The organism is Sphingobium lactosutens (assembly GCF_013393185.1).
GTDB lineage: Bacteria > Pseudomonadota > Alphaproteobacteria > Sphingomonadales > Sphingomonadaceae > Sphingobium > Sphingobium lactosutens_A.
This window is the reverse complement of the sequence record NZ_QJQX01000065.1, coordinates 12,571-37,389: the sequence shown is the minus strand read 5'-3', so window position 1 is coordinate 37,389 and position 24,819 is coordinate 12,571. Positions and strand designations below refer to the sequence as shown.

The window sequence follows — 24,819 nt, the reverse complement described above, 5'->3', positions numbered from 1 at the left end:
ATCCCATGCGCCGCACGCTGACCGCCCTGGGGGAGACTTTCCCTCTCGCCACGCCCTTCCGCATCTCGCGCGGCGTCAAAACCGCTGCGGAGGTCGTCACCGTCACTATTTCTGAAAGTGGCGTCGTCGGTCGGGGCGAATGCGTCCCCTACCCGCGCTATGGCGAGAGCCTCGATACCAGCATCGCCGAGATCGAAGCGGTGCGGGCGGCGCTGGAAAACGGCATCGACCGTCGCGGCCTGCTCGAAATCCTGCCGGCGGGCGCGGCGCGCAATGCGGTCGACTGCGCGCTCTGGGATCTGGAACTCAAGCTGGCGGGCAGCGATATCGCGACTGCCCTCGGCCTCGAAAAGCCGCTGCGTCCGATCGCCACCGCCATGACCGTCGGCCTCGACACGCCCGACGCCATGGGACTGGCCGCCGCCGCGCTGGCCGACGTGCCCCTCATCAAGGTGAAGGTCGACCGCAACGATCCCGCCGCCCAGCTCCGCGCCGTCCGCACCGCCGCGCCAAGGCCGCGCATGATCGTCGATCCCAATGAGAGCTGGACGATCGCGGAGGTCAGCGACCTTCAGCGTCTGATGCAGGAATTGCGCATCGACCTGCTGGAACAGCCGCTGCCCGCGCATGAGGATGGCGACCTCAATGGCTTCAAATCCTCGATCCTGATCGCCGCCGACGAATCTGTCCATGTCGCCGCCGACCTCGACAGCCTGCCGGACGGCTATGGCGTGGTGAATATCAAGCTCGACAAGGCGGGCGGCCTCACCGCCGCGCTCGACCTTGCCGAAGCCGCCCGTGCGCGTGGCCTTGGCGTCATGACCGGCTGCATGATCTGCTCCTCCCTCTCGATCGCGCCCGCCTGGGCGATCGCGGCGGGCAGCGCCTTCGTCGATCTCGACGGGCCGCTCTGGCTTTCAGCCGATCGCGAGGGCGGCGTGACCGGCGATCGCGGCCACCTGCTGCCGCCGCAGCCGGGCTTCTGGGGCGGACTGTAGCCCTCCGATGACAGCGCTCGCTCGTCGCTGGTTCGCCATCCCATTATGGCAGCGCGTCCTGGCCGGGCTGGTCCTCGGCGTCGCGCTCGGCCTCTTCTGGCCCGCCGCAGCGCCCTGGATCGCCTTTGTCGGCGAATTGTTCGTCCGGCTGATCCGCATGCTGGTCGTCCCGATCGTCTTCGTGTCGATCGCCTCGGGCGTGACGGCGCTGGCCGATCCGCGCCGGCTGGGGTCGGTCGGCGGGCGCACCGTCCTCCTCTTCGCCTTCACCACCGCCTGTGCCGTTTCGGTCGGCATGGCGCTCGGCTTGCTGGTCGGCCCCGGCACCGGCGCGGCGCTCGGCAAAGCGGTGCCGCATGCGCTGGGCGAGGCCAAGTCACTGCACGACCAGCTGATCGGCATCGTCCCGGTCAACATCGTCCAGTCGCTCGCCGAAGGCGACATGCTGGCGATCATCTTCTTCGCCATGCTGTTCGGCTTCGGCGTCATCCTCGCCGGGGAGGAAGGCCGACCGATGGCGGCCATGCTGCAATCGGCCAGCCGCGTGCTGTTCCATCTCGTCCGCATCGTCATGGAAATCACGCCCTTCGGCGTGCTCGCGCTGATCGCCAAGGCAGTCGCGGACAATGGCGTCGCGGTCTTCACCAATATCGGCTGGCTGGCGCTCTGCGTGCTGCTGGGCGTGGTTGCGCAGATGCTGATCGTCCATCTGCCGCTCATCAAATTGGTCGCACGCCTCTCGGTCCGCCGTTTCTTCCGCGCGGCGATCGACCCGCTGCTGGTCGCCTTCTCCACCGCTTCCTCGGCGGCGACCCTGCCGGTCGCGCTGCGCATTGCGCTGGAGGAGTTGCGGATCGAACCGGCCGTCGCCTCCACCGTGCTGCCGATCGGCGCCAGCATCGGCAAGGACGGGACCGCCATGTATGTTGGCCTCCTCAGCATATTCAGCCTTCAGGCGCTGGGCGTGCATCCCGATCCAACGATGCTGGCGATCATGCTGCTGACCGGATCGCTCGCTGCCTTTGGCACGGCACCGATCCCGTCTGCCTCGCTCTTCATGCTGGCCGCCGTACTCTCGGCCGTGGGTGTCTCGCCGGAACAGACGGCGCTGGTCGTGGGCTTCGTCCTGCCCTTCGACCGGCTGCTCGACATGACCCGCACGGTCGCAAGCGCCAGCGCAAACCTCACCGTCACGGCCGTCGTCGCGCGGCAGGAGCGAGCGATCGAGGCTTAACCCGCCCCCGGCATCATCCCTGATGCCGGGCTTCTGCCAGGTCGAGTTCGCGGGTCATCTTGCGCGCGGTTTCGCTGCCGATCCGGCGCCCCCGGACGAGTTGGGCGATCGCCGCGCGTTCAGCCTTCACGCCAATCAGACGGAACTCGCTGAAGAGCCTGTCCTGCAAACGCATCTGCACCGCCTGCCCCTCGCTCAGCCCCTCAATGCGCTCGCGATAGAAATCCATCGCGCGCGCACCCGTGGTCGCGTAAAGATCGGCATCGCCCCGATCTTCGGCCAGCGCATGCTGGTGCCGCTCGATCGCCTGGATTGCGGCCTCCGCAGTGGCGATCCGCGCCTGATCCTCCTCCGCCTGCTTCGACGGTTCGGGCGGCATGGTCAGCCCCTTGAGCAGGACCGGCAAAGCGATGCTGGCCAGAACCAGCGAGGCGATGATGACGCCAGCCGCCAGAAAGATCGCCAGATCACGCGCCGGAAAAGGCGTGCCATCATTCAGCACCAACGGGATGGTAAGCACACCGGCCAGGGTGATCGCACCGCGCACGCCGGCGAAGGACATGGCCGCGATCAGCCGCCAGTCGGTGCTGTGGATCGGCACATCCTTCTGCCGCCTGCGCAGGATGGTCAGCTTCAGCGACGCCCAAACCCACAGGAAGCGCAGCGCCGCAAGACCCGCGACGATCGCAACAATATAGATGGCGAGCCACCAGGGCTGGCTATGCCCGGTGACGGCGACGGTCTGCTTGGCGCCCGCCAGGATCGCCGGCAATTGCTCGCCCAGCAGCACGAAAATAATGCCGTTCAGCGAAAACTGAATCGTATCCCACACCGAATTGCGGCGCATTCGCGTCACCGCCATCGCCTGACGGGAGATTTCGGCGAAGGTCATGGTCACGCCCGCGCTTACCGCCGCGAGGATACCCGACGCATGGACATGCTCCGCCACCAGATAGGAACCGAAGGGGATGAGCAGGCTGACGAGGATCTGCGAACCGCTATCCTCCCCCCAGCGCTTCGTGACCCAAGCCTTGGCGCGCGTCACGACCAGCGTCACGGCGACGCCGATGGCAAGCCCCCCACCCGCGACCCACAGGAAATTGAGCGTGGCCGCCCCGGCGGAGAAAGTCCCGGTCAGCGCGGCGGCGACAGCGAAACGCAGGCAAACCAGGCCCGACGCATCGTTCAGCAGCGATTCTCCTTCGAGAATGTGCATCATCCGCTTGGGGATCGGCACGCGCGCGGCGATGGCGGATACCGCGATCGGATCGGTCGGCGATACCACCGCCGCCAGCGCGAAGGCGACGGCCAGCGGCATGGCCGGGATCATCCAGTGGATGAACAACCCCATGCCGATCACGGTCATCAGCACCAGTCCCAGGGCCAGTTCGACGACGGTCGACACGTCCTTCAGCAGTTCATCCTTGGGAATGCGCCAACCGTCGAGGAAGAGCAATGGCGGCAGGAACAGGAACAGGAACAGTTCGGGATCAAGCTCGACGCGATAGGATGTCGACAGTCCGATGACGCCGCCCAGCAGGATCTGCACCAGCGGGGTCGGGATCGACACCGGCAGCATGCGGGACACGGCGCCGCTGACGACGACAGCCAATAACAGGAAAAGTACGATCGAGACTGATTCCAAAAGTCCGCTCCGACAAAGTTGATGACGGCCTTACCTTTGGGAAGTCCGGACGATGAAGGCAACCCCGTTGAAAAATGACCGCGATTTTTCATCATGGCTTCACCTTGCATTCAGTCCCCAATCTGGATGATGGAGATGGAATTCATGTTTCTGGAAAGTCTCAGATTGTCGGGCGTGGCGGGGAAAATCATCTGGGCATTGTTGCTGGCCGCAAGCTCCACCGGCGTGGCCAATGCAGAAACCTATTATGTCAATTCGGCAACGGGGGACGATCGGTTCGACGGGCTGTCCGACGTCCGCGCCTGGCGGTCGCTGGCACGCGTGCGCGACTTTCCGCTGAAGCCCGGCGACCAAGTGCTGCTGGTCGCCGGGTCGACGTGGAAGGAACCGCTCACCCTCACTCGCTCCGGACGGTCGGGTGCGCCAATCACCGTCAGCGCTACCGGCGTCGGGCCAAGGCCGCGCATCGATGTCGGCGGCGTCTCCCCCCACGGCGTTGCCGTCCTCAACGCCGAATATGTTTCCGTCGGCGGGATCGAAGTCACCAACACCGCCGCCACCCCGGCCCAGCGCTTCGGCGTGCTCGTGTCGGCAGAGGATCGCGGCGTCACACGTGGTATCCGCATCAGCGACATGTATATCCATGACGTACGCGGCACCAACGATCGCAAGGATAATGGCGGCATCGTCTTTCGCGCCATCGGCCAACGCCTCGCCACCCGGTTCCAGGATCTGGCGATCGAGCGCAACATCATCTGGAAAGTCGACCGGTCGGGCATCGCCGGTATCAGCGACCGTGTGACCTTCCTCAACTGGTTCCCCAGCGAAGGCGTCGTCATCCGCGACAATTATGTCGATGATATCGGCGGAGACGGCATTGTCCCGCGCGGCACCGACGGCGCGTTGATCGAACATAATATCGTGCGCTATGCTGGCAGTCGGGCGCCGGGCTATAATGCGGGCATCTGGCAATGGAGCACGGACAACAGCCTGATCCAGTTAAACGAGGCCGCCTATACCAAGACCCGTTATGATGGGCAGGGCTTCGATTCCGACTTCAACTCGCGCCGCACCACGATCCTCTACAATTACAGCCACGACAATGCCGGTGGTTTCCTGCTGATCTGCTCACCCAAGCGGAACGAAGAGGATAATCTGGGCAATCGGGGGACGGTGGCCCGTTATAATGTCAGCCGCAACGATGGCACGCGCATTTTCCAGCTGTCCGGCAACGTGTCCGACGCCGTGATCGAGAAGAATGTCGTCCATGTCGGCGCGAAGATGGACGTGCAGATGATCGTCGCCACCCAGTGGAACGGCTGGGCGCGCGATGTGCGCTTCAACGACAATCGCTTCAAGGTCGCGGGCACCGCCCGCTATGGCAGCGAAAATGGGCGCAACGGCCCAGATTATCTGATCAAGGCCGGTTTCGCACCGGCAGAATTCATCCGCTTCAAGGGCAACAGCTATCTGGGCCGCCACCTTGACCTGCCCGACGATGCCGCGGGACAGACCGTGCCGGACTATGCGGAGCCGATGGCTGACTGGCAGGTGCCGATATTCGACCCGGCAAAGGCCGAAGGCTATACCGATTTTCTTGCCCGCCATCGTAGCTGGATGCTGGCCATGCTGCAGCGGGAACTGGGCACGCAGGTCGACTTGAAGCAACCACGCCGCTCCTCCTTTTTCGAAGCGCGGCGCTGATCGGTCGCCTGGAGCCATTGCCCCGTTCAGGAAATTGTGACCGATGGCCGATCACACCACTTTGGTAAGACTATAGCGCCTCGACGATGGTGACATTGGCGATGCCGCCGCCCTCGCACATGGTTTGCAGGCCATAGCGCTTGCCCCGCGCGCGCAGGGCATGGATCAGCGTCGCCATCAATTTGGTACCGCTGGCGCCGAGCGGATGGCCGAGCGCGATTGCCCCGCCATTGACGTTCAGCTTATCGGGATCCGCGCCGATCGCCTGAAGCCAGGCCATGGGAATGGCGGCGAAGGCCTCGTTGACCTCGAACAGATCGATATCGTCCAGTTTCATGCCCGCACGTTCCAGCGCCCGGCGCGTCGCGGGAATCGGTTCTTCGAGCATGATGACCGGATCGCCCGCCGTCACTGTCAGATTGTGAATCCGCGCCATCGGCGTCAGGTTGAAGCGCTTGAGCGCCGCTTCACTCGCCACCAGCACGCCGGACCCACCGTCGGTCATCTGGCTGGCATTGCCTGCCGTGATCGTGCCCCCGTCGGCCAGCGTCTTGAGCAAGGCCAGTGCCTCCATCGAACTGTCGGCCCGCACGCCTTCATCCTGCGCGAAACGGCCTTGCAGCGTTTCGACCGGCACGATTTCGCGATCGAAAGCACCATTCGCGATCGCCGCTGCCGCCTTTTGATGGCTGCGCAACGCATAGTCATCCATATCCGCGCGGCTGAAACCATATTTGTCCGCAATGGCTTGTGCGCCGTGAAACTGACTGAATTCCGTTACTTCGAAGCGCCGCTGAATGCTATGCGGCCAAGGACCATCGCCGATCCCGGCCTGCGCGTGCAAGGTAAAGTTCGACATCATGGGTACACGGGTCATGCTTTCGACACCCGCCGCGATGACCAGATCTTGCGTCCCTGACATGACTGCCTGCGCGGCGAAATGCAGCGCCTGCTGCGAGGAGCCACATTGCCGGTCGATGGTAACGGCTGGCACGCTCTGCGGCAGCCTGGAGGCCAGCACGACATTGCGGCCGAAGGCGAAGGCCTGCTCGCCGGCCTGCGTGACGCAGCCCAGAATCACATCCTCGATCGCGGCCGGATCGATCCCGGTGCGGTCGATCAATGCATCAAGCACCACGGCGCCGATATCGGCCGGATGGATGTTCGCCAGGGCTCCCTTGCGCCTGCCGCCGGCGGTACGGACGGCTTCAACGATATAGGCTTCAGCCATGCTCAAACTCTCCTGAAATCAGCGGGATGTCGTTGGCGTTATCGCGGGGCCATGCGGATCGCTCCGTCCAGGCGAATGACCTCGCCATTCAGCATCGGGTTCCGAATGATGGATTCGACGAGTTGCGCATATTCGGCCGGCTTGCCGAGGCGGCTGGGATGCGGAACCTGCGCGCCCAGAGCATCCTGCACATTCTGCGGAAAGGCCTCCAGCATCGGCGTCAGGAAGATGCCCGGTGCGATCGTCATGACGCGAATCTTGTGCTGGGCGAGGTCACGTGCGATCGGCAACGTCATGCCCACGACGCCTCCCTTGGAAGCGCTATAGGCGGCCTGCCCGATCTGACCGTCATAGGCTGCGACCGAGGCGGTGTTGACGATGACGCCGCGTTCGCCGTCCGCCTCTTCCGCCGCCGCCGCGCGCGCAGCGAATTTCGAGATGAGGTTGAAGGTACCGATCAGGTTGACCTGGATCGTCCTGGCGAAGGTGTCGAGCGGATGCGGCACATTTTCCTTGCCGACGGTCTTCACCGCTGGCGCGATACCCGCGCAGTTGACCAGGATGCGTGCGACGCCATGCGCCTGCTCCGCCACCTCAAGCCCCGCTGCGACGCTGGCGTCGTCCGAGACGTTGACGGCGAAATAGATCCCGCCGATCTCTGCAGCCGTCGCCTTGCCCGCCTCCTCGTTGAGGTCAAAGATAGCGACATGCGCGCCGTTGGCGGCCAACATCCGTGCAGTAGCCTTGCCCAACCCCGACGCGCCGCCAGTTACGATTGCGGCCTTTCCCTTTATTTCCATCTCGCTCCCCTTTCCTCAAACCAGTTCGATCGCCATGGCCGTGGCTTCGCCGCCGCCGATGCAAAGGCTGGCAACGCCGCGTTTGAGGCCTCGATTTTCCAGCGCACCGATTAGCGTCGCCAGAATGCGGGCGCCCGACGCGCCGATCGGATGGCCCAACGCCGTCGCCCCACCATTGACGTTCAGCTTATCCGCCGGAATCTCCATTTCCCGGGCGGCGATCATGGCGACGACGGCGAACGCCTCGTTCACCTCGAACAGATCGACATCGCCGACCGACCAGCCTGCCTTTTCCAGCAGCTTGCGCATGGCAGGGACTGGCGCAGTGGTGAACTTGGCCGGTTCTTGGGCATGGGCGGCGGTAGCGACCACCCTGGCCACGATCGGCAGACCCCGCCTCTCCGCCACGCTTTGACGCGTCATGACCAGCGCGGCGGCGCCGTCCGAGATGGAGGAAGCATTGGCGGCAGTGATGGTACCGTCCTTTGCGAATGCAGGCTTCAGCGACGGAATCTTGTCGGGACGCGCCTTGCCGGGCTGCTCGTCAGTATCGATGATGGTGGCGCCACCCCGGCCCGCTACCGTGACGGGTGCGATTTCTCGGGCAAAGGCGCCGCTGGCAATCGCCTCATTAGCGCGAGCGAGCGAGCGGAGGGCGTAATCATCCTGTTCCATGCGCGTGAACTGATAATCGTGTATCGCTTCCTCAGCGAAAACGCCCATCGCCTTGCCCGGCTCATAGGCGTCTTCCAGCCCATCCATCATCATCGTGTCGATGATCCTGTCATGGCCGATGCGCGCGCCTGAGCGATGCTTGGGCAGGGCATAGGGGGCATTGGTCATGCTCTCCATGCCGCCCGCAATGATAATGTCGGCGGAACCAGCGGCGAGCGCTTCATGCGCCATGATCGCGGCCTGCATGCCGGACCCGCACATCTTGTTGACGGTGGTCGCTTCGGTATTGAGGCCAAGGCCCGCGCCCAAAGCCGCCTGACGCGCAGGAGCCTGCCCAAGACCCGCGGGCAGGACGCAGCCCATATAGATGCGATCCACCGCATCGACGGGAACCTTCGCGCGTTCAACCGCGGCCTTGACCGCTGCCGCGCCCAGATCGGTGGCCTTGAGCGGGGAGAGCGCGCCCTGAAAGCCGCCCATGGGAGTCCGGGCATAGCCCGCAATGACGACCGGATCATTCTGCATGATGAACTTCCTTCAAAGACTACGCGCAATGACCATACGCTGAATGTCGGACGTGCCTTCGTAAATCTGGCAGACGCGCACATCCCGATATATTTTGGCGACGCCGAATTCCTCCAGATAACCATAGCCGCCCAGCGTCTGCATCGCGCCGGACACCACGGCCTCGGCCGTTTCCGATGCGAAGAGCTTCGCCATGGATGCCTGTGTCAATGCGGGTTGGCCCGCGTCGCGCAGGGCTGCGGCAGACAGGACCAGTTGCCGCGCCGCCTCCAGCCGGGCAGCGAGGTCGGCAAGACGGAAGCCCACGGCCTGATGCTCGATAATCGGCTTGCCCATGGAGCGACGATCCTTCGCATAGCCGATCGCGATCTCAAGTGCGGCCTGCGCCATGCCGACACATTGTGCGGCAATGCCGATCCGTCCCGTTTCCAGATTGGCGAGGGCAATACGATAGCCCTGCCCCGACTCGCCCAGCAGCAGGTCATCTTCCACGAACAGGTCTTCGAACCGCAGCGCACAGGTATCCGAAGCACCCTGCCCCATTTTGTGCTCCACCTTGTCGACCATATAGCCGGGACGATCGGTCGGGACGAGGAAGGCGGAAAGGCCCTTCTTACCCGCTTCGGGATCGGTGACGGCAATCACCATGGCAAGGCCGCCGATCTTGCCTGAGGTGATGAACTGCTTGGCCCCGTTCAGACGCCAGCCACCGTCCACCTTCACGGCCCTGGTTCGGATCGCGGCGGCATCCGATCCCGCATCGGCCTCGGTCAGTGCAAAGGCGCCGATGGTGCGGCCGGCAATCAGTTCGGGCAGAAACCGCCGTTGCTGCGAAGCAGTGCCATCCTTGATCAAGCCACCGACCATGATGCTGTTCTGAATGGAGACGATCGTGGACAGCGCCCCGTCCGCAGCCGCCAGTTCCATCAGCGCGAGGGCATAGGACACGGCGTCCGCCTCCGCGCCGCCAAAGGCTTCCGGCGCAGTCATGCCCCAAAGGCCAAGCGTCCCCATCTCCTCGAACAGGGCGCGGGGATAGCCGCCTTCGACTTCGAATCGCGCACTGTGAGGGCGGATTGCCGCCTGTGCAAAATCCCTCACCATATCGCGGATGGAAAGCTGGATATCCGTCAGCATTTACCCACTCGTCATTTATATACTGACGAGTAAATTGCTTATGAACGCGTTTCTTGTCAATAGTGGCCCTGAAGGAGTTTTCATTGCCCCGCATTGCCCCCATTCCCACGACCTCCGATGCGCCATCACCCTTCCGGACCCGTGCGGAAAAGATCAGAGACCGCGAGGAAAAGCGCGAAGCCGTGTTGCGAGCGGCGGTGCGCATGTTCAATGCGCGGGGTTTCCACGCGACGTCGCTGGATGATGTCGCGGCATCGCTGGGGATCAGCAAACCGACCATCTATCATTATCTCGGCAACAAGGAGCAGGTGCTGATCGAATGCGTGACGCGCGGCCTGGAACCGCTCCGGCAGGCGGCCGAGGCGGCGAAGGACGAGCCTGGCACCGGCCTCGATCGCCTGCGCCGGTTCCTGCGACACTATGCCCAGATCAATATGGAGGATTTCGGCCGCTGCGTCGTGCGCACGGGCGATGAATTTCTTTCGCAGGAGGGCACCCTGCAGTTTCGCGCGCGCAAGCGGGAGATCGATATGGCGCTTCGCGGCCTGATCGCGGACGGCATTGCCGACGGGTCGATCGCACCGGTCGATGTGAAGCTGGCCGCCTTCACCCTTTCCGGCGCGCTCAACTGGCCAGCCCGCTGGCATGATCCGGCGGGCGCGATGCCTGTCGAGGATATCGCCGCGTCGATGGTCGACATCATCACCGGCGGGCTGGCACTGCGGCCGTGAAACAGGGCGATTGATCGGAAGATTTTGACGGCCTCTTGTCCCGATCCAGTCCCGAACCGCCTTTCCCCTCAATGAAGCTTCAGGCGCGGCCGGGCCAGGCGGTTGATGTGGCTGACCACGATCAGGGCCAGCCCATTCAGCCATCCATGAACCGCGAGCAGGTGCATTCTATAAAGGGAAAGATAGACGAAGCGGGCCAGGCGACCTTCCACCGCCATGCGCCCGCCGACCAGCTTGCCCATCAACGACCCCACCGTAGAGAAGCGACTGAGCGACACGAGCGAGCCATGGTCGCGATAGGTGAACGCGACCAGCGGGCGTCCCGCCAGCAGCCGCTTGATATTGTCGAAAGCCGTCGACGCCATCTGATGCGCAGCCTGCGCGCGGGGCGGCACAGGCCGATCACCGCCCGGCAGGATGCAATGGGCGCAATCGCCAATGGCGAAGATGCGATCGTCGCTTTCACTCTGCAGTGTCGGCCGGACGACGATCTGGCCGCCGCGCGCTAGGGCCAAGCCATCCAGTCCGCCGCTGATCGGCGCCGCCTTGACGCCTGCCGCCCATATTTGCAGGTCGGCCGGGATGAAGGCACCGTCGGCACTTCTCATCCCGTCGGGCGTCGCCTGAGTGACCGCTATGCCGGTGAGAACCTTGACCCCCAGAGCCTCCAGTTCGCCATGGGCCGCCCCGGCTAGCTTTTCGGGCAGGGCCGGCAGGATGCGCGCGCCTGCTTCCAGCAACGTGACGTCGAGCCGCGCGCGGTCGAATACTTCCAACCCGTAATAGCCAAGCGCATCCGCCGCATTATAAAGCTCTGCTGCCAGTTCGACCCCCGTTGCCCCACCGCCGACAATAGCGATGCGGACCCGCACGTCCGAATCCGGATGAAGCACCATCGCGCGCGACACACGCAGGCAGTGGTTCAACAGCTGATCGCGAAAACTGTCAGCCTGCCCCCGGCTGTCCAGGAACAGGCAATTGTCGGCCACCCCCGGTGTCCCGAAATCGTTCGTCACCGATCCATAGGCGAGGACCAGATAATCGTAGCGCACGGCATGCGCGCTGACGACCTCGCGCCCTTTTTCGTCGATCACCGGCGCCATATGCACCTGCCGGGCCGCCCGGTCGATCCGGTCGAACGTTCCGTAAAGATAACGATAGCCCCACCGGTGGCAGTGGCTGCGATAGCCGACCTCGTCCATGCTCGCGTCGAGCGAACCCGTCGCCACTTCGTGCAGCAGCGGTTTCCAGATATGCGTCCGGTTCCGGTCGATCAGGATGATATCGTGCCGCTTGCGACCGTAGCGCGTGCCCAGCTTCCGCGCCAGTTCAAGCCCGGCCGCGCCTCCGCCCACGATGACGATCTGGATCTTCTTGCTTGCGGTCACGATTCCTCCTTCACCCCTCATTGAAGCCCACCTTAGCTACGCTGCTATGACGGCCAGCCATTCCAACGCAATTGATCGTTTGACCGACAGTCACTTGCAAGCGATCCGGCGTTAGAACTACATCTTACCTGGCCGCCGATCGCCAGGGCATTCTTCGTCGATCGAAAGCCGAATGCGCCGGGCTCGATAATATATTGGATGTCCGGCCGGATATTGAGCCAGCGCCGCGCCTGAAGGCCGTAGTTGAGTTCGATCGCGGTTTCGCCCGACGGCAGCGTCGTATAACCGCCCGGAATCGATTGCGCCTCAACATAGGCCCGCCGCAGACGTGGATCGACCTGTGTATGTACAAGGCCAAGTGCGATCGTGTCCCCATCCCGGCCGTGAAAGGTGCCGGTCTTGACCAGCCCCGCGGCATACCAGCGCGTGATTTGCGCCGACACTTGCGGGTTGGCGGTGAACTGGCCGAACAGGGAAAGCCCTCTGCCGCCCGTTCCTTCCCGCAGGATCATCTGATCGGCGAGCAGATAGACGCCATGACGACCATGGACCGTGCCGTTGGTTCCCAGACGCGCCGCCCGCGACGTGTCATAATAGACGACGATCTTATAGTGGCCCGGCAGCGCACAACTGCCTGCCGCACTGCCAGGATCATATTCCAGCTCAAGCGGCAGGATGACGCCCATCGTCCCGCCTGCGAAGGGATCGAAGCGATTTGCCTCTTCATTCAGGCGGGGATTGACCTGATAGACACCGGTGCGGATAGCGAGGTCCGGACGCAGCCGGTAACGGATCGCAGCGCCCCAGCGGGCATTGGGATAATTATACCAGCCGCTGTCACCCGACATGGACGAGGGATGCGCGCAAAAAGCAGCATTGACGAAATTGCAGCCAGACCGCGGCACCGCGTCCAGACCGAAGCATGCGCATTGACGATCGTCTTCCACTTTTCCCGGCCGGTGTCGGCGTCGAGCGCGATCACATTATTATGCGGTGTGCAGATATAGAGCATTTCCAATCTGGAACGGCGTATCCCGATTCTCCGCACCATTGCCGTCGCTCACCGCAACGTCACCGGTCCGATAGGTCCAGGCGACCTTCAGCCCATGCACATTGTCACGGGTGATCTGGTCGAGCGCAACGAAGCGGCTGCCCCCGTTCGTATTGCCATAGGCCTCCCAATTCTTCTGCGCCTTTGCCGGGTCAACCGGCACCAAGCCTTCTTCCATGCCTGCGAACGGCACGGTTGGATGCGGAACGAACATTGCCGCAAAGCCGACAGCCGAGATAAGGCCCAGCGGCGCGGCAAGCAGGATGGCTGGTCGCCAGGCCGCGCCGACGATGCGCGATGGAAAGCAGGGACCGCCTTGTCGCGGTTCCAACTGGCCGACGTCCCGCTCATCCTGTTGAAACGCAGTTCGGGCGGTGGTTTTTTCGAACAGATCAGCGATGCGTTCACCCATGCAGGACTGCGGTTGCGCATCGTTGCCGATTGCCCCGAAATATCGGCAATATTCGACCTCGTTCGGGAACGGACAGGTGTTGCCCTGGCGCCCATCATTCCGGGCCAAGCCATGCCGGACGACCTGATCTTTCATGCCATTGCCGGGGTGCCTGATCTTCAGCCTTTCGCCCTGATCCATCCTCGCGGTCGGCGCCTGCTGCCGGCCATTCATCGGGCCATGGAATTTTGCCAGAGCCAACTTGCCCGGTCCTGAGCAAGCTGCCGCCGTCCATGCCTGGTAATATGATGACACACATCGCGCGAGTGACAGGGCCGGCAAAATCCTCTATGGGCGCTTCATGTTCCGCTGGAGTTTCATGATACTCTGCATGATCGTGACGGCTCTGACCGTGACAGCGACCGTGCATGCTCGTGAAGATGCGGGGCCATCGGCCATGGAATGCTCAGGCTATGTCCACAGCGATGGCGACAGGGACCAGACGCAGGGCGACAGTGACCAGGCCGTTCCCCATCACCATGGCGGTTGTCAGGGTGCCGCATCTCTGGTGCCTGGAAAGATCATCACCCCGACATTGTTCGATCTCTCTGCCGGACCCCGGCTGATGGCGACCAGCGCGGTTCTCGCACCCTGGACTCCCGGCCCGAATCTGCGCCCTCCCATCGCCTGATTGATCGTCGCCGACCGCCGCATGCCCAGCCTGCGGCTTGACGCCTTTTAATCAGGATTTCTTCCATGCACAGGATCTTAGCGGCCATTCTGGTCGCCACGTCTTGCATCGCCATGGCGCAAGCGCAGCAAGACATATCGACAATACACACCACCGGCCCGACCTTCACGCTTGACCAAGCCATCACAGCGGCCGCCGGGAGCATGCCGGGAGCCGATGTGGCCCAGGCAGGCATTGCCATCGCCCAGGCCGCGCGAACGACGGCCGGCCTGCGGCCCAATCCCGAATTGCAGACCCAGGTCGAAAATATCGCCGGATCCGGCCCTTATGGTGGATTCAGCCAGGCGGAAACGACCATAGGCCTGAACATTCCCATTGAAATGGGCGGCAAGCGCGCCGCTCGCATCGCGGTAGCCGATGCCCAGGCCAGCCGCGCACTGCTGACGGCGGCTATCACCCAGGCCGACATCCGGCTTCAGGTGACGCAACTCTATGTCGACGCCGTTGCGGCGGAACGCAGGCTGGCGACCGCACACGACCAACGCCGCATCGCCCAGGAAGCCTTCGCTGCCGCGCGTGTTCGCGTTCAGGCTGGTCGCGCCTCACCCATCGAGGAGCAGCGCGCGGATGTCGCCCGCCTCAATGCCGAGGCCGGCGTGCAACGCGCTCAGCGCCTTGCCGAGGCCACCCGGACCAATCTTGGTCGGCGTGTCGGGCGATCCATTGTCGACCCGCTGGATGCCGCCGCTCTGGATCATTTGCCGACGGCCATTTCCGGTCCGACGTTCATCGACGGTAACGGCACCCTGGCCTTGGCCGCCGCCAGCGCGGACGTGGCGATCGCCGATGCAGGCGTCCGCCTCGCGCGGTCGCAGCGTGTGCCCGACATCACCGCCGGCCCCGCGGTGCGTCGGCTGGAGGCAACCAACGATCATGCTGCCGTCTTCAGTCTCTCGATCCCGATCCCCCTCTTTAACGCGGGCAATGCGGCCGTCGCCCAGGCCAATGCCGAGCGGACACGGGCGGAAGCACAGCGCCGCATGACAGCGCAGGACGTCGAGCAGGCCATCACCGATGCGAAGGCGGAAGCGGACAATGCTGCCACCATGGCGCGCACGGCGAGCGGCCCGGCGCTTGCCGCTGCGCAGGAAGCCGCCCGCATCGCGCGCATCGGCTATCGCGAGGGAAAGTTCGGGCAACTCGACCTGCTCGATGCCGAACGGACATTGGCGGACACCCGTATCGCCGCGATCGACGCACTCGCCGCCTATCAGAATGCAAGGGCACAGTTGGAGCGCCTGACCGCTCCTGCGCCGCAACAGGGATATTGAGATATGATGTTGGAAAAGACCCGCGCGGCATTGCTGCCGCTGACGCTCGCCTTGTTTCTCGCCTCATGTGGTGGCGAAGCCTCCAATGAAACGGTGCCTGCTCATGAAGAAGGCGGCGCTGGGGAAGAGCATGCGGATGAGGGCCAGATCGTACTGACTGAGGATCAGATCGCCGCGGCGGCGATCCAGATCGGCCGGCCCACAATCGGTGGATCGGGGATGCTCGAATTGCCCGCCACCATCGAAGGCGATCCGCAAGCTACGCAGGTCGTGTCGGCAGCAATTGGCGGTCGCATCGTCGCGCTCACACGCAATCTCGGCCAGTCGATCGGCCGGGGCCAAACGCTCGCCATTATCGAAAGCCGCGAGGCGGCGATGCTCAAAGGCGAGGTCGAAGCGTCCCGCGCGCGCCTCGCGCTGGCGAGCTCGAATCTCGCCCGTGAACAGCGGCTGTTCGCTCAGCGCGTCTCGCCCGAGCAGGATCTGATCGCCGCCCGCACCGCCGCAACCGAAGCCCGGATCGCCTATAATCAGGCCGGGAGCCAGATGTCGGCAGCGGGCGGCGGCGGCGGCGGCATGAACCGGCTCGGTATCGTCGCACCGGTTTCGGGGCAGGTGATTTCGCGCAACGTGGTGCTGGGCCAGACCGTCGCAGCCGACACCGAACTCTATCGCGTCGCCAATCTGGCCAGCGTTTCGCTCTCGCTCAATCTTCAGCCGGCCGATGCAGGTCGGGTAAAGCCGGGCAACAGTGTCACCGTCATGGCTGCGGGCCGGCAAGCCACCGCCCGCGTAAGCTTCGTGTCGCCCGTTCTCGACGCACGGACCCGCCTCGTTCCCGTCATCGCGACGCTCGACAATCGGGATAGCCAATGGCGTGTCGGCGAACCGGTTACGGCGTCGGTCCAACTGTCCGGCAGCGGCGGCGACCGTGCCATACGCGTGCCCGCAACCGCCGTGCAGACGGTCGAGGGCAAGCCCATGGTCTTTGTCCGGACGGCAAAGGGCTTTCAGGCGACACCCGTAACGCTTGGCGACAAGAGCGGCGATACCGCCATCATCGCCACTGGACTCAAGGGCAGCGAGCAGATCGCAACCACCAACAGCTTCACGCTCAAGGCCGAACTCGGCAAGGGCGAAGCCACGCACGAGGACCATTGAGCCATGATCGCCCCTATCGTTGACTGGGCGGTCCGCAAGCGCTGGCTCGTCCTGCTGCTGACCGTCCTCGCCGCCGTTATCGGCGGCACCGCTTTGTACCGGCTCCCCATCGACGCGGTACCCGACATCACCAACAATCAGGTGCAGATCAATGTCCGCGCACCTGCCCTGTCACCCGAACTGGTCGAAAAACAGATCGCCTTCCCGATCGAAACGGCCCTCGCCGGCATTCCCGGCCTGGACCATAGCCGTTCGTTCAGCCGCAACGGCTTCGCCCAGATCACGGCGGTGTTCGAAGACAGCACTGATATCTATTTCGCGCGCCAGCAAGTGGGCGAAAGGCTGAGCGGCGTGGCGGAGAATCTGCCGGCAGGGGTGATCCCGGAAATGGGACCGATCGCCACCGGCCTTGGCGAAGTCTATATGTGGACCGTTCGCCTGGAACATCGCAAGGATGACACGCATCTGCCCGGCGAGCCGGGCATGCAGCCCGATGGCAGCTATATCACGCCCGAAGGCGAGCGGCTGGTGACGGACACCGACAAGGCGACCTATCTGCGGACCGCGCAAGACTGGATCGTCGCGCCTCTGCTCAAAAATGTGAAGGGGCTGGCCGGCGTCGATTCGATCGGCGGCTATGCCAAGCAATATCTGGTAGTTCCCGACGTCCAGCGCCTCGCGGCCATGGGCCTGACGCTAACCGATCTGGGCACCGCGCTGGAACGCAACAACAGCAGCGTCGGCGGCGGTTTCGTCGATCGCAATGGCGAGGGGCTGGCCGTCCGTTCAGACGCGCTGGTGCGCAACGCCAATGAACTGTCGCGCATCGTCGTCGCCACGCGCGAAGGCGTGCCGATCACCTTGGCGCAAGTCGCGACGGTCCGCACCGGACAAGCGGTGCGCATGGGGTCAGCCTCGGAAAATGGCACGGAGGTCGTGGTCGGCACCGCGATCATGCGGATCGGCGAGAATAGCCGCACTGTCGCTACTGCCGTGGCCGATCGCCTGGCGTCGATCAATGCGTCGCTGCCGCCCGACGTCATCGTCCAGCCGGTGCTTGACCGCACCGCGCTGGTCAACGCCACCATCGGGACGGTCGCCAAAAATCTGGGCGAAGGCGCGTTGCTCGTCATCGTCGTGCTGTTCGCCCTACTCGGCAATTTCCGCGCCGCGCTGATCGCCGCGATGGTCATCCCCGTCACCATGTCGCTGACCGGATTCGGCATGTTGCAGGCGGGGGTCTCCGCCAATCTCATGAGCCTTGGCGCGCTCGATTTCGGCCTGATCGTCGACGGCGCGGTCATCATCGTCGAAAATGCGCTGCGGCGCATGGCCGAGGAACAGCATGATCGCGGACGATTGCTGACGGTCGAGGAGCGCCTTACGACCGTAGCTGCGGCCGCGCGGGAGATGATCCGGCCGTCCGTCTACGGCCAGGCGATCATCATCCTCGTCTATGTCCCGCTCCTGACCCTGACCGGCGTGGAGGGCAAGAGCTTCGTGCCTATGGCGCTGACAGTCATCATCGCGCTGGGCTTTGCCTTCATCCTCTCCCTCACCGCCGTACCCGCCGCGATCGCCATCTGGCTGTCGAACCGGATCGAGGAAAAGGAAGGCCGGGTCATGCATTGGCTCAAGGCCCGCTATGAGCCTGGCCTACACAAGGCAATGCGACGCCCGGCCCTTACCCTGGGAGCGGGAGTGGCCGGCTTCGCCGTCGCCATCGCCGCCTTCCTGTCATTGGGACAGGTCTTCCTGCCACAGCTCGACGAAGGCGATCTGCTGATCCAGGCGCTGCGGATACCGGCCACGTCCGTAAAACAAAGCCAGGCAATGCAGGTGCCGATCGAACGGATGATGGCGCGGCAGCCGGAGGTGAAATTCGTCTTTTCCAAGACCGGCACCGCTGAATTGGCATCCGATCCGATGCCGCCCAACGCCACCGACATGTTCGTCATCCTGAAGCCGCGCGAGGAATGGCCTGACCCAAGGCTGACGAAGGCCGAACTGGTCGAACGATTGGAAAAGGATCTCAACCGCTTCCCCGGCAACGCCTATGAAATCACGCAGCCCATCCAGATGCGCTTCAACGAATTGATCGCAGGCGTCCGGGGCGATGTCGCGGTCAAGATATTTGGCGACGACTTCAATGCGATGAATGCGACGGCCGAAAAGATCGCCGGCGTGCTGCGCCGTACCAGAGGCGCTGTGGACGTGAAGGTCGAACAGACGAGCGGCCTTCCCATGCTCGACATCCGGGTCAACCGTGACGCCATGTCGCGACTGGGCGTCACGGCGCAGGATGTGCAGGATATCGTCACCGCCACACTGGGCGGGCGGGAATCCGGCATGATCTTCGAAGGCGATCGACGCTTTCCGGTCATGATCCGCTTGTCCGATGCGCAGCGGGCGGACATCGCCACACTGCAACAGGTTCAGGTGCCAGTGCCGGGCGGCCAGTTCGTGCCGCTTGCCAGCGTCGCTGACGTCCGGATCGTGGATGGCCCCAACCAGATCAGCCGCGAAAATGGCAAGCGCCGGGTCGTGGTGCAGGCCAATGTCCGGGGCCGTGACATAGCAAGCGTGGTCGAGGAAGCACAGGGCAGCATCGCCGAGCAGGTCCGATTGCCTGCAGGCAGCTATCTCGAATGGGGCGGCCAGTTCGAAAATCTCGCTTCCGCGCGCGCGCGGTTGCAACTGGTGATACCCGCCTGCTTCATCCTGATCCTCCTTCTGCTCTATGGCGCGCTGGGGTCGATGCGCGACGCCGCGATCGTCTTTACCGGGGTGCCGCTGGCGCTGGTCGGCGGCGTGCTGGCGCTGTTCCTGCGGGGCATGGATTTCTCCATCTCCGCGGCGGTCGGCTTCATTGCGCTGTCGGGCATTGCCGTCCTCAACGGACTCGTCATGGTTTCGTCGATCCACGACCTGATGCGCGGCGGCATGAACCGGGCCGAGGCCGCGCGTAGGGGCGCGATCCAGCGCCTGCGCCCGGTGGTGATGACCGCGCTGGTGGCAAGCCTGGGTTTCGTGCCGATGGCGCTGGGAACCGGTGCCGGCGCGGAAGTGCAGAAGCCTCTGGCGACGGTGGTCATCGGCGGCCTGGTCTCGGCGACATTGCTGACCCTTTTCGTCCTTCCCACCCTTTATGCCCGCTATGGGAGCAGGACAAAGTCCAGCGATGGGGAAGAAGCGCAGGTGCCAAGCTGACAGGAGGCCAGACTTTGCGGCGTGGGCGCCCGACCAACGGATGCCCACGCCGCAGCGATCAAAGCGAGTTCAGGCCGCCAGCCCGATCTGCTCGGCCGTCGCCCAGTTTCCATGCAACCCGAAGCGCAGACGGATCGGCACGCGAATCTCCGCGATCGGCCCTTTGGCGATATCCAGCGCGTCGAAGAGCAACAGGTCGCTGCGATGCTCCTCCAGCCGGTTGCAGACCTGCACGATCCAGCCCTCCCCTTCCGCCGCGTCGGGGCTGCGCGGGATGAAGCAAGGTTCCTGCAAGGACGATAGCGGTCCGCACCACCAACGCTGCGCCACGCCGGTCTGATGATCGATCAGGCCCAGCGTGTTCATCAGCATGCCTGACGGGCTGCCGCCCTTCAATTCCACCGGCTTGGTCGGATCGATCACCAGCAGCCAGCCATAGCGATAAGGAAGGCCCGTCTGACGATCGTCGATGCGCGGAAACTCGCCCATCATGTCGGTCAGCCGCTGCACGCTGGCGAAATCTTCGCCATTGGACGCCATGTCGACCGTCCAACGGGTGAGAAAACTTGCGGCCTCCATCGGATTGAACGGCGCGCCATGAATGTCGGGGAAGAAGGGGAACATGTTGTTCTTCGCTTCGGGTGTGTCGAAATGGATTTTCGTCCCCTCCTGGAAAGCGTTCATGACATGGCTGGCAAAGCAATTGTCGCGCTTGAACCATCTGATGTCCGCCGCCGTCGCGTCCGCCCGGCGCGGCAGCACGCCGAGATAGACGGGCAGCGTCGTGTCGAACCCGAAATGGGGCAGCCCCTGCTCCAGCCGTTCCCAGTTGGACGTGCTCGGTACGACATGGAACAGCGCATAATCGGGCGTGATCGCGAAGTCGTGCATCATCGCATAATAGGGTAGCTCGAACCAAAGCTCCTGCTTGAGCACACCGCCGGGCGACACGACGTAATAGGTCATGTCGCGAGTCAGCACACCTTTTGCCGCGTAGCCGAAGGCGATCATGTCGCCGGTTGCCGGATCGATCTTAGGATGAGCCGTGAAGGTCTGCCCAGTCATCTTTCCCCCAAACCGGGTATAGCCGTCCGTCTCCAGCGTCGCCGGGTCCATGACCAGCGCCGGACTATCCTCCTTGAGCGCATAAAGCCGCCCGCCATGGATGAAGGCGGTGGTGTTCGCCGTACCGCGCACTTGCCCCTTGACCGACTCATCGTCGGTCAGCGGATTGCGATAGGCACCGAACAGCGCCCGGCCCGCCTCATGCTCCAGCTTCCACTTGTCGGTCTTCGCCCAACGCTGGCGCAGATCGACCTTGCCGTCCTTGAAGCGGAACATGGAAATCATGCCATCCCCGTTGAAAGCGATGTCATCGCCCAGCAGTGGCGGAAATTGCGGATCGGGCTGAACCCGGTAGAAAGCACCGTCCAGTTCCGGCGGCACCGTCCCCCTCACGTCCAGATCGACAATGTCGCCCTCGATCCGCGACGGTGTGTTGAAGCCGGTGAATGCGGGCGTGTCCGGGAAATGCGCCACGGCTGATCCTCTCCTGTTCTTGATGACAACATTGTATGTGTCACTCACATTTTTTCAAGCCGCAGGATTGACGCATGATTATTTAGTCCGCACACTGTTACTATGAATACCATGGACGATATGGAGCCGCTCGGCCTCTTCCCCGATCCTCGTCTCAGCGGCATCGACGGACTGGTCGGCTTTCACATCCGGCTCGCCAGCGCGGCGGTCTACCAGCATTTTACCGAGACGTTCAGCGACCTGGGCCTGACGCAGAAACAGGTGGCCGTGCTCTGGCTGATCGAAGACCAGCCGGGTATTGCCCAGGCCGACATCGGTCGCAGACTGAAGATGGACCGCGCCAGTGTCATGGCGATCGTCAATCGCATGCAGGACCGTGGTTTCGTGCAGCGTGGAGCCTCCTCCCAGGATCGCCGCCGACAGACGCTCAGCCTCACCGAGTCGGGCCATGCCTCGCTGGAACTGGCCCGAGGCTGTATCGCGGAACATGAAAAATGGTTGAAGGATCGCTTTACGCCGGCCGAGACCGCGATGCTCGTGGAATTGCTGCGCCGCGTCTACGTCTGACGCGTCCACTCGGCTGGCGAGTAACCATCTAGCTGTTACTTCCACTACCACCAATAGAAATACCGATAGTATTTGCCCTCTCCCAATATCGGGAAATATTTCCATTATCGGCATCGCAAGGGCATTCCGCCTCTTGCATCGATAAAAATTGTATGCCTTACTAACAATATCACAGAAGGCGTTCACGGCGGGTCACGTCTGGTCAGGGCGGATCTTAAGCCGGTTTAGGAGAGGGGATTTCCCATGCAACACGATCTTCGTGCAGTGATGGCGCGCGCCCTGTTGGCGTCCGCTTCGATACTCGCAATTGCCACTCCAGCGGACGCGCTGGCACAGACGCAACCGGTGGAGGCCGCACCTCAGGCCGCCCAGCAAGATGCACTGCCGCAAAGCGCCGTCGCCGACATCGTCGTCACCGCCCAGTTCCGCGCCCAGCGTTTGCAGGACACGCCGATCTCCATCACTGCCGTCGGAGCCGCCGAACTGGAGGCCAAGAGCCAGACCAACCTGGCGCAGATGGCCGACGCCGCACCGAACGTATCGCTGAAACCCCAAGGCGCGTCCTTCGGCCCATCCATCACCGCATCGATCCGCGGCGTGGGCCAGAACGACTTCAACCCTGCCTATGAGCCGGGTGTCGGCATCTACATCGACGATGTCTATTATCCGCAGTTGACCGGCGCGGTGTTCGAACTGCTCGACCTCGACCGCGTCGAAATCCTGCGCGGCCCGCAAGGTACACTGGCCGGCCGCAATGCCGAAGGCGGCGCGATCAAACTCTATTCCAAGCGCCCATCGGGCGATGGCGGCGGCTTTGTCGAGGTCAATTACGGCATCCGCAACCGCATCGGTATCCGCGCCGCCGCCGATTTCGGCATTACCGACACGCTCGCGGTCCGCATTTCCGGGGTCGCCAAACAACAAGACGGCTTTGTCGACCGGATCGACTATGGCTGCGCCAATCCGGGCAGCGGCATCCCTTCGACCCAGCCAGCCGGCGATTGCACCATCAGCAAGCTGGGTGGCGTGGGCTATCAGGCCATCCGCGCCATCGCCTTCTGGGAACCCAGCGACAAGCTGGATGTCACAGTCATCGGCGACTATACCCGCGACGAACATACGATCGCCGGCGAAGTGCTGATCGCGACCAACCCGGTCAATTCGCCCAACACCAACCCGGCGCCCGGCGTCGTCTATGACGATCGCTTCATCTGCGGTCGCTATTGCAACTATATCGGCACCGGCCAGCCGGCGGGCGTATGGGTGCCACCTATCCCCGTCGATCCCTTTGGCGCGGCCGGCACCCCACTCGCCGCGACCCAGGGCACCGACCGCAGCCTCTACAAGGGCTGGGGCGTGTCGGGGCAGATCAACTATGCCCTGTCCGACGCCTTCAAACTGTCGTCCATCACCGGCTATCGCACCTTCAACACCCGGTTCGATTCCGATGATGACATCTCGCCCGCCAATATCGGCTTCGGCCGCAATTATCTCGAAAACTGGAGCTTCAGTCAGGAAGTCCGGTTGAACGCGGAACTGGGCGACAATCTGAACGCCACGGTCGGCGGCTATTATTTCAAGCAGAAATCGACCTATGACTCCCTTCAGGACATTCGCTACGTCCCGGTCTATCCGCTGCAATTCCGCCAGCCCGATCCGACCAAGGCAGAGGCGAAGGCGGCCTTCGCCCACCTGTCCTGGAAACCAGTCGATCGCCTGACGCTGAGCGGCGGCCTGCGCTACACGACGGAAACCAAGGACCAGACCTATTACCGCCTGAACTTCGACGGGACGGTCAATCGCTTCCTCGATCCGGTCGGTGCGGCCTATGGCATCGGCTATTCGGGCGCGGACACGCTCGACTATAATGGCAATGGCAATATTACCGAAACCGTGACGGCACTGTCGGGCCTGACCGCCCATTACAGCGCCAAGCGCTGGGACTATCGCGTCGCGGCCGACTATCGCCTGACTGACAGCCTGATGGTTTATGGATCGGTATCGACCGGCTTCAAGGGCGGCGGCTCCAACCCGCGCCCCTTCACCACACAGCAGGTCATCGCCTTCCGCCCGGAAAAGCTGACCGCCTATGAAATCGGCTTCAAGAGCGACTTCTTCAATCGCCGGGTGCGCCTGAACGCCGCCGCCTTCATCAACGATTATGTCGATATCCAGATCCCGGTGCTGACCTGCCCCACCGCCCCCTGCGCAGCTCGCCTCAATGCCGGCGACGCGCGGGTCAAGGGGTTCGAGGCGGAACTGTCCGCCTACCCAATCGACGGCCTCGCGATCGACGCCTCGATCAGCTATCTCGACTTCAAATATATCGCCAGCAGCCTTGATCCTGCGGCGGCCTATCCCACCAATCCGGGCGGCGTGTCGGCCGACGATCCGCCAGTCTCGCCGCCCTGGAAGTTCAGCGTCGGCGCGCAGTATAAGATCGATCTGGACAAGGCCGGCAGCCTGACCCCGCGCTTCGACGTCACCTATGAAGACAAGAAGTTCGGCGGTTCGGCCGTCATCAACGGCGCCCGCATCCTCAATTTCGTGCCGGCCTATACGCTCGCCAATGCGCGGCTGACCTGGCAGAATGCGGACGAGGATCTCGACGTCTCGTTCGAAGTCACCAACCTCTTCGACAAATATTTCTACCTCTCCGTCTTCGACCTGCGCGGCGCGGGCGCGGGCGTGCGCAAGGCACGTCCCGGCAATCCGCGCGAATGGGCGATCACGGTGAAGAAGAAATTCTGACCTCCCCCTTGGCGGGTTGGGCTGCGCACGGCCCGACCCGTCCCTTTATGGAGACGCAT

The 24,819-nt window shown here is 63.5% G+C and carries 19 protein-coding genes and 1 pseudogene; 11 read left to right on the top strand and 9 right to left on the bottom strand.

Annotated elements, in window-relative coordinates:
* The first annotated feature begins 5 nt into the window (after positions 1–5).
* Together dgcA and DM806_RS18535 are read left to right on the top strand one after the other, a co-directional pair.
* Positions 6–998, top strand: a complete 993-nt coding sequence (gene dgcA, locus DM806_RS18540; RefSeq protein WP_179044647.1) for an N-acetyl-D-Glu racemase DgcA — start codon at positions 6–8, stop codon at positions 996–998.
* A gap of 7 nt (positions 999–1,005) precedes the next feature.
* Positions 1,006–2,232 carry a dicarboxylate/amino acid:cation symporter gene (locus DM806_RS18535; protein WP_179044646.1) on the top strand — a complete coding sequence of 409 codons (1,227 nt, stop codon included), beginning with the start codon at positions 1,006–1,008 and terminating at the stop codon, positions 2,230–2,232.
* A gap of 13 nt (positions 2,233–2,245) precedes the next feature.
* On the opposite strand, the gene DM806_RS18530 is transcribed toward DM806_RS18535, so the two are convergent.
* Positions 2,246–3,877, bottom strand: a complete 1,632-nt coding sequence (locus DM806_RS18530; RefSeq protein ID WP_179044645.1) for a Na+/H+ antiporter — start codon at positions 3,875–3,877, stop codon at positions 2,246–2,248.
* A gap of 135 nt (positions 3,878–4,012) precedes the next feature.
* On the opposite strand from DM806_RS18530, the gene DM806_RS18525 reads away from it, so the two are divergent.
* A complete protein-coding gene (locus tag DM806_RS18525) occupies positions 4,013–5,581 on the top strand; it encodes a right-handed parallel beta-helix repeat-containing protein (RefSeq protein WP_179044644.1) in 1,569 nt (522 codons plus the stop codon).
* A gap of 70 nt (positions 5,582–5,651) precedes the next feature.
* On the opposite strand, the gene DM806_RS18520 is transcribed toward DM806_RS18525, so the two are convergent.
* From DM806_RS18520 to DM806_RS18505, 4 genes are read right to left on the bottom strand one after another with little or no spacing between them, the layout of a single operon-like run.
* Complete coding sequence (locus DM806_RS18520; protein WP_179044643.1) at positions 5,652–6,812, bottom strand: acetyl-CoA C-acetyltransferase; 1,161 nt, start codon at positions 6,810–6,812, stop codon at positions 5,652–5,654.
* A 38-nt stretch (positions 6,813–6,850) separates the two neighbouring features.
* Positions 6,851–7,612 carry an SDR family NAD(P)-dependent oxidoreductase gene (locus DM806_RS18515; protein WP_179044642.1) on the bottom strand — a complete coding sequence of 254 codons (762 nt, stop codon included), beginning with the start codon at positions 7,610–7,612 and terminating at the stop codon, positions 6,851–6,853.
* Positions 7,613–7,627: 15 nt separating this feature from the next.
* Positions 7,628–8,812 carry an acetyl-CoA C-acyltransferase gene (locus tag DM806_RS18510; RefSeq protein ID WP_179044641.1) on the bottom strand — a complete coding sequence of 395 codons (1,185 nt, stop codon included), beginning with the start codon at positions 8,810–8,812 and terminating at the stop codon, positions 7,628–7,630.
* 12 nt (positions 8,813–8,824) lie between these two features.
* Positions 8,825–9,949: an acyl-CoA dehydrogenase family protein gene (locus DM806_RS18505; protein ID WP_179044640.1), complete on the bottom strand. Its 1,125-nt coding sequence runs from the start codon at positions 9,947–9,949 to the stop codon at positions 8,825–8,827.
* A gap of 83 nt (positions 9,950–10,032) precedes the next feature.
* Between DM806_RS18505 and DM806_RS18500 the strand changes: the two genes are divergently transcribed.
* Positions 10,033–10,680 carry a TetR/AcrR family transcriptional regulator gene (locus tag DM806_RS18500; RefSeq protein WP_218647565.1) on the top strand — a complete coding sequence of 216 codons (648 nt, stop codon included), beginning with the start codon at positions 10,033–10,035 and terminating at the stop codon, positions 10,678–10,680.
* 68 nt (positions 10,681–10,748) lie between these two features.
* Here the strand turns inward: DM806_RS18500 and DM806_RS18495 are convergent, their stop codons facing one another.
* The 3 genes and pseudogenes from DM806_RS18495 to DM806_RS27390 all read right to left on the bottom strand — a co-directional run.
* Positions 10,749–12,089 (bottom strand): NAD(P)/FAD-dependent oxidoreductase, encoded by a 1,341-nt coding sequence (locus tag DM806_RS18495; protein WP_218647564.1) that lies wholly within the window; start codon positions 12,087–12,089, stop codon positions 10,749–10,751.
* A 23-nt stretch (positions 12,090–12,112) separates the two neighbouring features.
* On the bottom strand, positions 12,113–12,916 hold the full coding sequence (locus DM806_RS26990; RefSeq protein ID WP_256869390.1) for a carbohydrate porin: 804 nt from the start codon (positions 12,914–12,916) through the stop codon (positions 12,113–12,115).
* Positions 12,917–13,008: 92 nt separating this feature from the next.
* Positions 13,009–13,297 (bottom strand): annotated as a pseudogene (locus DM806_RS27390) (membrane-bound PQQ-dependent dehydrogenase, glucose/quinate/shikimate family); the annotation flags it as partial.
* A gap of 21 nt (positions 13,298–13,318) precedes the next feature.
* On the opposite strand from DM806_RS27390, the gene DM806_RS18485 reads away from it, so the two are divergent.
* The 5 genes from DM806_RS18485 (at position 13,319) to DM806_RS18465 (ending at position 19,903) form a co-directional block, all read left to right on the top strand.
* Entirely contained in the window at positions 13,319–13,786 is a 468-nt protein-coding gene (locus DM806_RS18485) for a LysR family transcriptional regulator substrate-binding protein (RefSeq protein WP_179044639.1), read from the top strand.
* Positions 13,787–13,871: 85 nt separating this feature from the next.
* Positions 13,872–14,201, top strand: a complete 330-nt coding sequence (locus DM806_RS18480) for a hypothetical protein (RefSeq protein WP_218647563.1) — start codon at positions 13,872–13,874, stop codon at positions 14,199–14,201.
* A 65-nt stretch (positions 14,202–14,266) separates the two neighbouring features.
* Positions 14,267–15,532 carry a TolC family protein gene (locus tag DM806_RS18475; protein WP_179044637.1) on the top strand — a complete coding sequence of 422 codons (1,266 nt, stop codon included), beginning with the start codon at positions 14,267–14,269 and terminating at the stop codon, positions 15,530–15,532.
* A gap of 3 nt (positions 15,533–15,535) precedes the next feature.
* On the top strand, positions 15,536–16,693 hold the full coding sequence (locus DM806_RS18470; protein ID WP_179044636.1) for an efflux RND transporter periplasmic adaptor subunit: 1,158 nt from the start codon (positions 15,536–15,538) through the stop codon (positions 16,691–16,693).
* A gap of 3 nt (positions 16,694–16,696) precedes the next feature.
* Positions 16,697–19,903, top strand: a complete 3,207-nt coding sequence (locus DM806_RS18465; protein WP_179044635.1) for an efflux RND transporter permease subunit — start codon at positions 16,697–16,699, stop codon at positions 19,901–19,903.
* A 69-nt stretch (positions 19,904–19,972) separates the two neighbouring features.
* On the opposite strand, the gene DM806_RS18460 is transcribed toward DM806_RS18465, so the two are convergent.
* On the bottom strand, positions 19,973–21,442 hold the full coding sequence (locus tag DM806_RS18460; RefSeq protein WP_179044634.1) for a carotenoid oxygenase family protein: 1,470 nt from the start codon (positions 21,440–21,442) through the stop codon (positions 19,973–19,975).
* Positions 21,443–21,553: 111 nt separating this feature from the next.
* On the opposite strand from DM806_RS18460, the gene DM806_RS18455 reads away from it, so the two are divergent.
* Both DM806_RS18455 and DM806_RS18450 read left to right on the top strand, forming a co-directional pair.
* A complete protein-coding gene (locus DM806_RS18455; RefSeq protein ID WP_256869388.1) occupies positions 21,554–22,009 on the top strand; it encodes a MarR family winged helix-turn-helix transcriptional regulator in 456 nt (151 codons plus the stop codon).
* Positions 22,010–22,252: 243 nt separating this feature from the next.
* Positions 22,253–24,760 carry a TonB-dependent receptor gene (locus DM806_RS18450; RefSeq protein WP_256869387.1) on the top strand — a complete coding sequence of 836 codons (2,508 nt, stop codon included), beginning with the start codon at positions 22,253–22,255 and terminating at the stop codon, positions 24,758–24,760.
* Positions 24,761–24,819: the final 59 nt, after the last annotated feature.

Bases quoted from the DNA above. Each gene is read 5' to 3' on its own strand.
- DM806_RS18535 (WP_179044646.1), top strand. From the start codon at position 1,006: ATGACAGCGCTCGCTCGTCGCTGGTTCGCCATCCCATTATGGCAGCGC.
- DM806_RS18455 (WP_256869388.1), top strand. From the start codon at position 21,554: ATGGACGATATGGAGCCGCTCGGCCTCTTCCCCGATCCTCGTCTCAGC.
- DM806_RS26990 (WP_256869390.1), bottom strand. From the start codon at position 12,916: ATGTCGGGTGACAGCGGCTGGTATAATTATCCCAATGCCCGCTGGGGC.
- DM806_RS18525 (WP_179044644.1), top strand. From the start codon at position 4,013: ATGGAATTCATGTTTCTGGAAAGTCTCAGATTGTCGGGCGTGGCGGGG.
- DM806_RS18495 (WP_218647564.1), bottom strand. From the start codon at position 12,089: ATGAGGGGTGAAGGAGGAATCGTGACCGCAAGCAAGAAGATCCAGATC.
- DM806_RS18465 (WP_179044635.1), top strand. From the start codon at position 16,697: ATGATCGCCCCTATCGTTGACTGGGCGGTCCGCAAGCGCTGGCTCGTC.
- dgcA (WP_179044647.1), top strand. From the start codon at position 6: ATGCGCCGCACGCTGACCGCCCTGGGGGAGACTTTCCCTCTCGCCACG.
- DM806_RS18470 (WP_179044636.1), top strand. From the start codon at position 15,536: ATGATGTTGGAAAAGACCCGCGCGGCATTGCTGCCGCTGACGCTCGCC.
- DM806_RS18515 (WP_179044642.1), bottom strand. From the start codon at position 7,612: ATGGAAATAAAGGGAAAGGCCGCAATCGTAACTGGCGGCGCGTCGGGG.
- DM806_RS18485 (WP_179044639.1), top strand. From the start codon at position 13,319: ATGCGGAACGAACATTGCCGCAAAGCCGACAGCCGAGATAAGGCCCAG.
- DM806_RS18520 (WP_179044643.1), bottom strand. From the start codon at position 6,812: ATGGCTGAAGCCTATATCGTTGAAGCCGTCCGTACCGCCGGCGGCAGG.
- DM806_RS18480 (WP_218647563.1), top strand. From the start codon at position 13,872: ATGTTCCGCTGGAGTTTCATGATACTCTGCATGATCGTGACGGCTCTG.
- DM806_RS18510 (WP_179044641.1), bottom strand. From the start codon at position 8,812: ATGCAGAATGATCCGGTCGTCATTGCGGGCTATGCCCGGACTCCCATG.
- DM806_RS18475 (WP_179044637.1), top strand. From the start codon at position 14,267: ATGCACAGGATCTTAGCGGCCATTCTGGTCGCCACGTCTTGCATCGCC.
- DM806_RS18505 (WP_179044640.1), bottom strand. From the start codon at position 9,949: ATGCTGACGGATATCCAGCTTTCCATCCGCGATATGGTGAGGGATTTT.
- DM806_RS18450 (WP_256869387.1), top strand. From the start codon at position 22,253: ATGCAACACGATCTTCGTGCAGTGATGGCGCGCGCCCTGTTGGCGTCC.